The following is a 7,313-nucleotide window of genomic DNA, read 5'->3' as shown; positions in this document are numbered from 1 at the left end:
GGGTGGTGTGGGCGGCCGAGCCCGCCTGGACGAGGGGCACGGTCGTGGACCTCGCCGCCCGGGCGCCGGCGACCGCGTGACGGCGGCCCGACAGGCGGGGCCGGCCTGACGGGCCGACCTGACGGGCCGGCTCCCCCGGCACCTTCCAGGCGCGCGACCGGTCGTGCGGGACCCTCGTGCGCTGCCGCCTCCCGCGGTGCGGCCGGACCGAGGAGCGGGGCCCGGGAGCGGGGCCGCCCTCACCGCCACGACCGGGTGACGAGCATGACGATGAGGACGAGGACGAGCAGGGCCACGTAGGCGGCGGAGTGGACCCGGTCGGGGACCCGTCCGCCCCACCGCCTGACCACGGCGATCGTCGGCAGGGAACCGCAGAGCAGCGCGGCGCCCGCCGCGAGATCGACGTAGCCGACGCTGCCGGTGTGCGCGGGGGCGGCGGGCGCCAGTGCGTAGACGAGGCTGCCCGCGAGGGCCACGGGGACGCTGAGGGGGTTGGCCAGCGCGGTCGCGGTGGCCATCGGCAGTCCGCGGCGGCGCAGCAGCGGCACCGTCATGACGCTGCCGCCGACCCCGAGACCGGCGGCGACCGTGCCGATGCCGACGCCGCCGAGCGTCGTCGTGAACCGGCCGAGGGGGCGCGGCTCGCCGTCGCCGTCGACGGCGAGGAACCCCTTGCGCAGGAGGCTGTCCGCGATGGTGACCAGCAGGTAGGCGGCGAACAGCACGTTCAGCAGGGTGCCGCTGAGCCGGGTGGTGACGAGCGAGCCGAGGGCGGCGCCCAGCAGGACGAAACCGGCCAGCGGCCACATGTACTCCCTGCGCAGCCGGCCCGCCCGGTGCTGGGCCACGGTGGCGGAGACGGCGTTGACGACCATGACGGCCGTCGAGGTCGCGACGGCCACGTGCATGGCGTCGGTGCCGTCGCCGGAGGAGGTGGCGCTCAGAAAGCCGTAGACGACGGGGACGGTGACGAATCCGCCGCCGAAGCCGAAGAGCACCGTCGTGACGCCGGTCAGGCAGCCGAACAGGAGGAGGGTGAGGAACGAGGACAGAGTGAGCACGGTGACGACGCTAAGGACCGCAGCGGGTGGCGGGCCATCGACTGTTCGCCAGCTTCTTACGCGCTGACGACAGCCAGGGGTAGGGTCGGCCCGTGCGCAACATCTCCGTCGACGAGGTGGACGGTCTGGACCGGGCGGTGCTCGCCATCGGCACGGACTATCCGCACCGGCACCTCCTGCCCTTCCACGAGCACCGGCGTGCCCAGGTGCTGTACGCGGCCACCGGTGTGATGGACGTCGAGACGGCCGACGGCGCCTGGACGGTGCCCACGGCCCGCGCGGTCCTCGTCCCGCCGCGGGTGCGGCACCAGGTCACCATGACGGGTGTCAGCACACGCAGTCTGTACATCGAGCCCGGTGCCGCCCCGTGGTTCCCGGACCGCTGCCGCGTGGTGGAGGTCTCCGCGCTGCTGCGGGCGCTGATCCTGGCGGCCGTCGACATGGAGCCGCACTACGCCGAGCACGGGCGGGACGCCACTGTCGTCGAGCTGATCCTGCACGAGCTGCGCACCCTCGCCCCGCTCCCCCTCGACGTACCGCTGCCCGCCGATCCGGACCTGCGGCGGTTGTGCGAGGCGTTCCTGCGGGCTCCCGACATCCATGATCCGCCCGCCCGCTGGGCGTCCGCCCTGAACGTCAGCGAACGCACCCTCGGCCGTCTCTTCCGGCGCGGTACGGGGCTCAGTTTCGCCCAGTGGCGGCAGCGGGCGTGCGTGCTGCGGTCGGTGCACGCGCTGGCCGCGGGCACGCCGGTGACCCGGGTCGCGGTGTCGCTCGGGTACGAGAACCCGGCCGCGTTCACGACCGCGTTCCGGAGCCTGCTGGGCCGCGCCCCCTCCGCGTACCGCCCGCAAGCGCCGCCGGGTCGGTGAGGACCCGGCACTGGTCGCCCCCGGGCCGGCAATCAGCGCAGGCCCAGGCAGGGCAGCCAGGCGCGGGGGGCCGGCGCGGTGGCCGTGAGGAGCGCGCTCAGGACTCCGGGCAGGCCGTTGAGCAGATCCGTGGACCAGTGGGCGGGCGGCTGCTCGGGCAGTCTGGTCGTGAGGTGGTGGACGAGGCGGTCCGCGAGCGCGGCGGCCGCGGGCAGCCGGGCGTGGCGGCGCAGGGCGTCGGCGACGCACAGGACCCCCGCGGCGCCGTGGCACAGTCCGAGGCGGTCGGCGGCGGTGTCACCGAAGAGGTGGAAGGTCTCGTCGTAGTGCTCGGCGAGCATGCGGAACGCCGCGGCGGCCCAGTCGGCGATCGCCGCGTCGCCCAGGGCGTCACCGGCGTCCCACAGGGCCCAGGCGACCCCGGGCGCGCCGTAGCACCATGCCTGCCGGGGCTGGGCCGCCACCGGCGGCGGCCGGTCGAGTCCGGCTCCGGGCCAGGTGCGGACGGCACGGTCGTCGTCGTACGCCTGGCGGACGAGCCAGCCGGTGGCGTGGGTGAGTGCGGTGGTGAGCGCCGGGTCGGGTCCGGCGCGGCGCAGGGCGGCGGTGAGCGCGGTGACGACTCCGGCGACGCCGTGGCCCATGCCGGTGTTGATGCGGCCCTGCACCCAGGACAGGTAGGGGTGCCGCGCGTACTGACCGGTGCGCAGCCGGGGCAGTTCCGGCTCGTCGCACAGGAGGGCGAGGTGGGCGGTGAGGGGGCGCAGGTCCGCGGGGTCGGGGCGGCCCGTGCACAGGGCGAGCAGGGTGCCGGCGGGGCCGGAGATCAGGTCGTAGTCGGGGAAGGCGACGCCGTGGGTGCGGTACTTCGGCAGGCGCCGGGCCAGGTGGGCGGCGAGCCGGTCGCCGGCCCGGCGAAGCGGCGGGTGGAGGCGTTCGCCCAGGCGCAGTCCGGCGAGGGTGCCGGCGAGGCCTCCGTCGTGCAGGGCCGGGTGGGCCGGGCCCCGCCCCGCGGCCCGGGCCCAGACGGCGACGGCGGCGCGGGCGGTGTCCCTGTCCGCGACCAGGTCGGCCAGGACGGGGATCCCGGGGTCGCAGGGGTGGCGGGCGGGGCGGGGGGCCGCGGTCCATTCCTTCAGGTAGCGGACGGCGAAGGCGTGCACCTCGTCGCGGGCGGTGGCCGGTGCGGCGGTCTCGGACGCCATCGCTCTCCTCGGATCGGCCGGGACGGAGCCGCCCGCCGGGGCGGGCGGCTCCTGTGGGGGGTGGTCAGCAGATCACGACCGTGCCACAGACGATGATCGTGCACAGGCCGCTGCACCCGGCGGTGCTCGCGGCCGCGGACGGCAGGTCGCTGTCGCTGATCCGCTCGTCGAGGTCGCTGATGAGGGCGTCGAGTTCGGTGAGTTCGGTGTTGGGCATGGGACTTCCCCTTCTGTCTCATCGGGTGATGGCCGCCCCGGCGGACCACCTGGCGGGCGGGCCGGGGACGTCGTGCGGCTCGCCGTGGACCAGCGCGTCGGCGGCGGCCTCGGCGAGCCGGCCGGCGCCGCGGTCGTGCGGCAGGCGGAGCAGTACCTGGGTGGCGACGGCCGCCCCGCCGTGCACCGGGTCGCGCAGCAGCAGGTCCCGCGGGCCCGGCAGCATCTCCTCCACGAGCAGGGTGGCGCCCGCCTGTTGGGCGCACAGCCGCTCGACGACGTGGAGGGCCGTCAGCGACGCGAGGTCCACGGGCACCGGTTTCCCCCCGGGAGCGGTGCGTACGAAGGCGTGCCTGGGCAGGCCCGCGGCGCGGCGCAGCAGCGCGAGGGTGCGGACCTTGGTGAGCGGGTCGTCGCCCGGTTCCCACAGGCGGGAGCGGTCGACCCGCCAGGTGGCCGGGGCGAGGACGAGGTCGTCGCCCGCGGTCAGCCGCGGCAGTACGGGCCGCTCGGGCAGGGCCGCGTCGAGGGCGTCCAGGCGGAGCAGGTAGGAGGCCGCGGGATGGCTCGCGGCGAGCAGGAGCCGGACGAGGGTGTCGTAGGGCGGCGCGGGTGACCGGGTGGCGTGGTAGACGGGGACGATGCGGCGGCCGTCCGCCTCGGCGATGATCCGCCCGCCGCTGCGGCGCAGGCTGATGCGGTCCAGCGGGAGGTAGCGGGCCTGCCGGCCGGCCGGTCCGTAGTACGGCGTGGGGTCCGGGTCGCCGGTCCACCAGCGGGTGGTGACGGGACGGCGTACGGCGTTGGCGGACCGCTCGTTCAGCGGCGGGACGAGCAGGTCGACGAACCTGACTCCGGTACGGCGTTCGACGGCGGCCAGGAAGTCCCGGTAGGCGTCGGTGTTGCCGTACTCGCCGTACAGCGCGCGCAGGCCGTCGGCGAACCGGGCGTCGAGCACGCCCGCGGCCGAGGCCGTCTCCAGGACGGCCACCGGTCCTCGCCCTGCGGCCGGGCCGAGGGGGCGCAGCAGGCAGTCGATCGGCCAGCACGGCAGGGCGGCCTCGGGCGGTGGTGCGCCCAGGTCGTCCAGCAGGTCGTCGTCCACGTCGACGCGTGCGACGCCGGACCGGGCCGCGGTGTCCAGGTGGTGCAGGAGGCGGGCGTAGGCGCCGGCGTCGTCGCGGGCGGGTGCCCATCCGGTGTGGTGCCGGGGCGGCTGCGGACGTTCGGCGGGCAGCCGCTCGGCGAGGAACTCGCTGACCGGGCGGGGGTGTTCGGTGAGGCCGGTCAGTTCGGGGCGCTGGGCGGGGAGGTCCGGGGGGCTGTCGGCGGCGTGCAGGGCGGCGATGCGGGCCGCGATCCGCAGGCCGCGCAGCACGCGTGCGGCGGAGTGGCCCGGCACGTGGGTGCGGGCGGCGGGGCGGCGGTAGGAGTCGAGGAACCAGTGGCCGGTCTCCTCGGCCCCGGGCGCCCGGGGCAGGGCGCCGTCGGCGGTGACGGCACCGGCCGGGATCCAGTCGACGCGGTGTTGCCGCGGTTCCCGGCAGATCTGCAGGACGCCCAGGGAGAGCAGGTGCTGGACGAACCCGCGCAGCACCTCGGTAGAGGCCATGGCCGGGCTGCCGGGCGGGGCTGCCGCGTGCGCCAGCGCCGCTTCGAGTTCGCCGAGGGGCCGCGGACCGTCGGCGAGGAGGGCGAGGACGCCTTCGAGGGCGCGGGTGCGGCGCAGCACGATCTGCCTCAGCCGTCCCGGCTCGCGCGGGTCGACGACGTAACAGCGGACCTGACCGGGGGTGGTGCCGGGGCCGGTGGTGGGCGGCTCGGTGAAGTGCAGGGGGGCCGGTGTCAGCAGGAGGCCGGGGTCGGCGGTGCGCAGTTCGGGGGGCGCCGTGCGGGTGCGGATCAGGTGCACGTTCTCCACGGCGACGGCGGCGAGGGCGCCGAGGGAGGTGTTGTGCTCCAGGAGCAGGGGGCGGTCGTCGGCGGCGGCGACCGGGAGCGCGGCGATCTGGCCGGCCCAGCCGCGCGGTGTGGTCTTCGCCGCCGCCCGTCCGACGGCCCGCCACAGGTAGGCGGTGCGTTTGCGCAGTTGCCTGCTCGACCAGGACTGCCCCTCGGCCAGCCGCCGTCCGACGTCGTCGGCGAGTCCCGGTGCGGCGCTGTCGAGGAAGGCTCGCAGGAAGGGGCTGGCGCAGGCGGTCTGCCAGGCCCGCGCGGCCAGGCGTACCTGCTCGGCCGCGATCGCGTGCCGCAGCCCGGCCAGGGTCTCGTCGGCCGCCTCGGTGCGGCGCAGCAGGTGGTGGACGTCGGCGGCGAGGTCGGCGGGGACGGCGGGGGATCGCAGCAGCAAGCCGTGGTCCGCCGGGCGTGGCGGCAGCCCGGAGTGCAGCCGCCGCCGCAGAGCGAGCACGGCGCCGCGGTCGGCGGCCCGCAGCGCCGGGTGCGGTACGACCTCCTCGCCCAGCCGGTCGGCCAGCGCGCGGCCGCGGGCGGCGAGTTGCCCGGTGGCGTCGGCGTGCCGCAGAACGCTGTCGAACAGGCGGGGTGCGCCCGCCGCCGTCCAGGCGTCGCAGGGCATCCCCGCGATGCGCAGCAGCGCCGTGTTGCCGAGCAGTTGTCCGGCCGCGTTCGTCGTCCCGGGCGTGTCCGCCGGTGAGTGGCCCATGCTCAGTCCGCCTCCTCGGGACCGCCGGTGGCGGGGGCCCGCCTCTCGTGGGCGTCGCCGGCCAGGGCCTCCGTGAGCAGGCACTGGCGTGCCGTGGAGAGCCGCCCGCGGTTCCAGTGGAAGATCACGTGGTGTGCGGCGGCCCGGCGCGGGCCGACCGAGGCGCCGCCGGAGGCGAAGTAGTGGGCGCGCCAGCGCTCCGCGGCGCGCCGCACCTGACGGTTGTGCGGGCGAAGGACGTCCCGCCAGGGCTCGGGCAGCGCCGCGAGACGGTCGGCGGGGCTCTGGTCCCAGTACGCGCGGATGCCGTCGGCGGCGCGCTGCCGGGCCGCGTCGCCGAGCCCACCGGGCAGCCGGCGGCCGGTCCCGTCGCGTACGGCCTGCCAGACCCCGCGGTGTTCCCAGCCCACGATGCCCAGGCCGTCGAACACGCTGCCCAGCAGCGTCAGGGAGATGCGCCAGTCGGCGGGGACCGGTTCACCGGCGACGGCGGTGTGGGCGTCCAGCCAGGCCAGCGAGTCCGCGGTGAACAGCCTGTGCACGTGGGGCATGGAGCGGGGGCCGCCGAAGAGGTAGGTCTCCGGCTCGTAGACGTCGCAGACCGGCTCCGCCCAGGATCCGTCCGCCGCGGGGGCGAGACGGCGGATCAGGGTGGCGCGCAGTTCCTCCGCCCGGGCCGGTTGCGCCGCGTGGAACCGGACGCGCAGTCCCGGCGGTTTGTGCATGAAGAAGAAGTCGCGGGCCGTCCCGGTGCCGAGCAGGTCCCGTGCGGTCACGGCGAGGCGCCGGTACAGGCTGGGCCAGCCGGCCGGCTCGGCCCGGACGTTGAGCTGGACCCATCCGGCGCCGGGTGCGTGCTCGCGCAGTGCGTGCAGCCCTGCCGCCAGGAACGTGCGGCGCGCCGCCGCATAACCGGTGTCCTCGGCGTCCAGGGGTACCGTGCCCATCGGGGCGGCGCGTGCGTCGTCCAGGCAGTCGGCCAGCAATCGCTCGACCTGCACCATGCGGCCTCACCTCACAAGCGGTGGAAATCCACCCTGGTGATGTCCGGGCCGCGGCGACGACAAAGCCTGAAAAGGCTTCTTCATATCATCAACAGAAGTGCGCGAGCGTACATCGGGCCCCACGCATGACAGACGGATGCGCCGCAGGCCCACCGGCGCCGCCCGGTGCACCCGACGGCGCGCCCGCTTCAGCCGGTCGCACCCGGTTCCTCCGGCGCCGACCGGTTCACCCGGCGGCGCCGTACGAGGCGGTGCGGTGCGGTGCCGTGCCGCACGAGGCGCCGGTTCGT

Annotated in this window: 6 protein-coding genes; 1 reads left to right on the top strand and 5 read right to left on the bottom strand. The window is 76.2% G+C overall.

Going from position 1 to position 7,313, the window contains the following annotated elements:
• Nucleotides 1–239: 239 nt before the first annotated feature.
• Nucleotides 240–1,061: a sulfite exporter TauE/SafE family protein gene (locus ACFC02_RS24605; RefSeq protein WP_376361192.1), complete on the bottom strand. Its 822-nt coding sequence runs from the start codon at nt 1,059–1,061 to the stop codon at nt 240–242.
• 92 nt (nt 1,062–1,153) lie between these two features.
• Between ACFC02_RS24605 and ACFC02_RS24600 the strand changes: the two genes are divergently transcribed.
• The gene (locus ACFC02_RS24600; RefSeq protein ID WP_376361189.1) at nt 1,154–1,933 is read left to right on the top strand and encodes a helix-turn-helix transcriptional regulator; all 780 of its coding nucleotides are present in this window, start codon (nt 1,154–1,156) and stop codon (nt 1,931–1,933) included.
• A gap of 32 nt (nt 1,934–1,965) precedes the next feature.
• On the opposite strand, the gene ACFC02_RS24595 is transcribed toward ACFC02_RS24600, so the two are convergent.
• The 4 genes from ACFC02_RS24595 to ACFC02_RS24580 all read right to left on the bottom strand — a co-directional run bounded on the left by ACFC02_RS24595 (nt 1,966) and on the right by ACFC02_RS24580 (nt 7,023).
• Entirely contained in the window at nt 1,966–3,138 is a 1,173-nt protein-coding gene (locus ACFC02_RS24595; protein ID WP_376361186.1) for a lanthionine synthetase LanC family protein, read from the bottom strand.
• Nucleotides 3,139–3,202: 64 nt separating this feature from the next.
• Nucleotides 3,203–3,355 carry a hypothetical protein gene (locus ACFC02_RS24590; RefSeq protein WP_376361184.1) on the bottom strand — a complete coding sequence of 51 codons (153 nt, stop codon included), beginning with the start codon at nt 3,353–3,355 and terminating at the stop codon, nt 3,203–3,205.
• Nucleotides 3,356–3,373: 18 nt separating this feature from the next.
• On the bottom strand, nt 3,374–6,019 hold the full coding sequence (locus ACFC02_RS24585; RefSeq protein WP_376361182.1) for a lantibiotic dehydratase: 2,646 nt from the start codon (nt 6,017–6,019) through the stop codon (nt 3,374–3,376).
• Nucleotides 6,020–6,021: 2 nt separating this feature from the next.
• Nucleotides 6,022–7,023, bottom strand: coding sequence for a thiopeptide-type bacteriocin biosynthesis protein (locus tag ACFC02_RS24580; protein WP_376361179.1), 1,002 nt, complete (start codon nt 7,021–7,023; stop codon nt 6,022–6,024).
• Nucleotides 7,024–7,313: the final 290 nt, after the last annotated feature.

The sequence above is a fragment of the Streptomyces sp. NPDC056160 genome, assembly GCF_042268205.1.
Lineage (GTDB): Bacteria > Actinomycetota > Actinomycetes > Streptomycetales > Streptomycetaceae > Streptomyces.
The sequence above is the reverse complement of the archived record's forward strand: the minus strand, read 5'-3'. Positions and strand labels throughout refer to the sequence as shown.

What these genes read in the sequence shown, in the direction of transcription:
- ACFC02_RS24595 (WP_376361186.1), bottom strand. Translation starts at nt 3,138, where the DNA reads ATGGCGTCCGAGACCGCCGCACCGGCCACCGCCCGCGACGAGGTGCAC.
- ACFC02_RS24590 (WP_376361184.1), bottom strand. Translation starts at nt 3,355, where the DNA reads ATGCCCAACACCGAACTCACCGAACTCGACGCCCTCATCAGCGACCTC.
- ACFC02_RS24585 (WP_376361182.1), bottom strand. Translation starts at nt 6,019, where the DNA reads ATGGGCCACTCACCGGCGGACACGCCCGGGACGACGAACGCGGCCGGA.
- ACFC02_RS24580 (WP_376361179.1), bottom strand. Translation starts at nt 7,023, where the DNA reads ATGGTGCAGGTCGAGCGATTGCTGGCCGACTGCCTGGACGACGCACGC.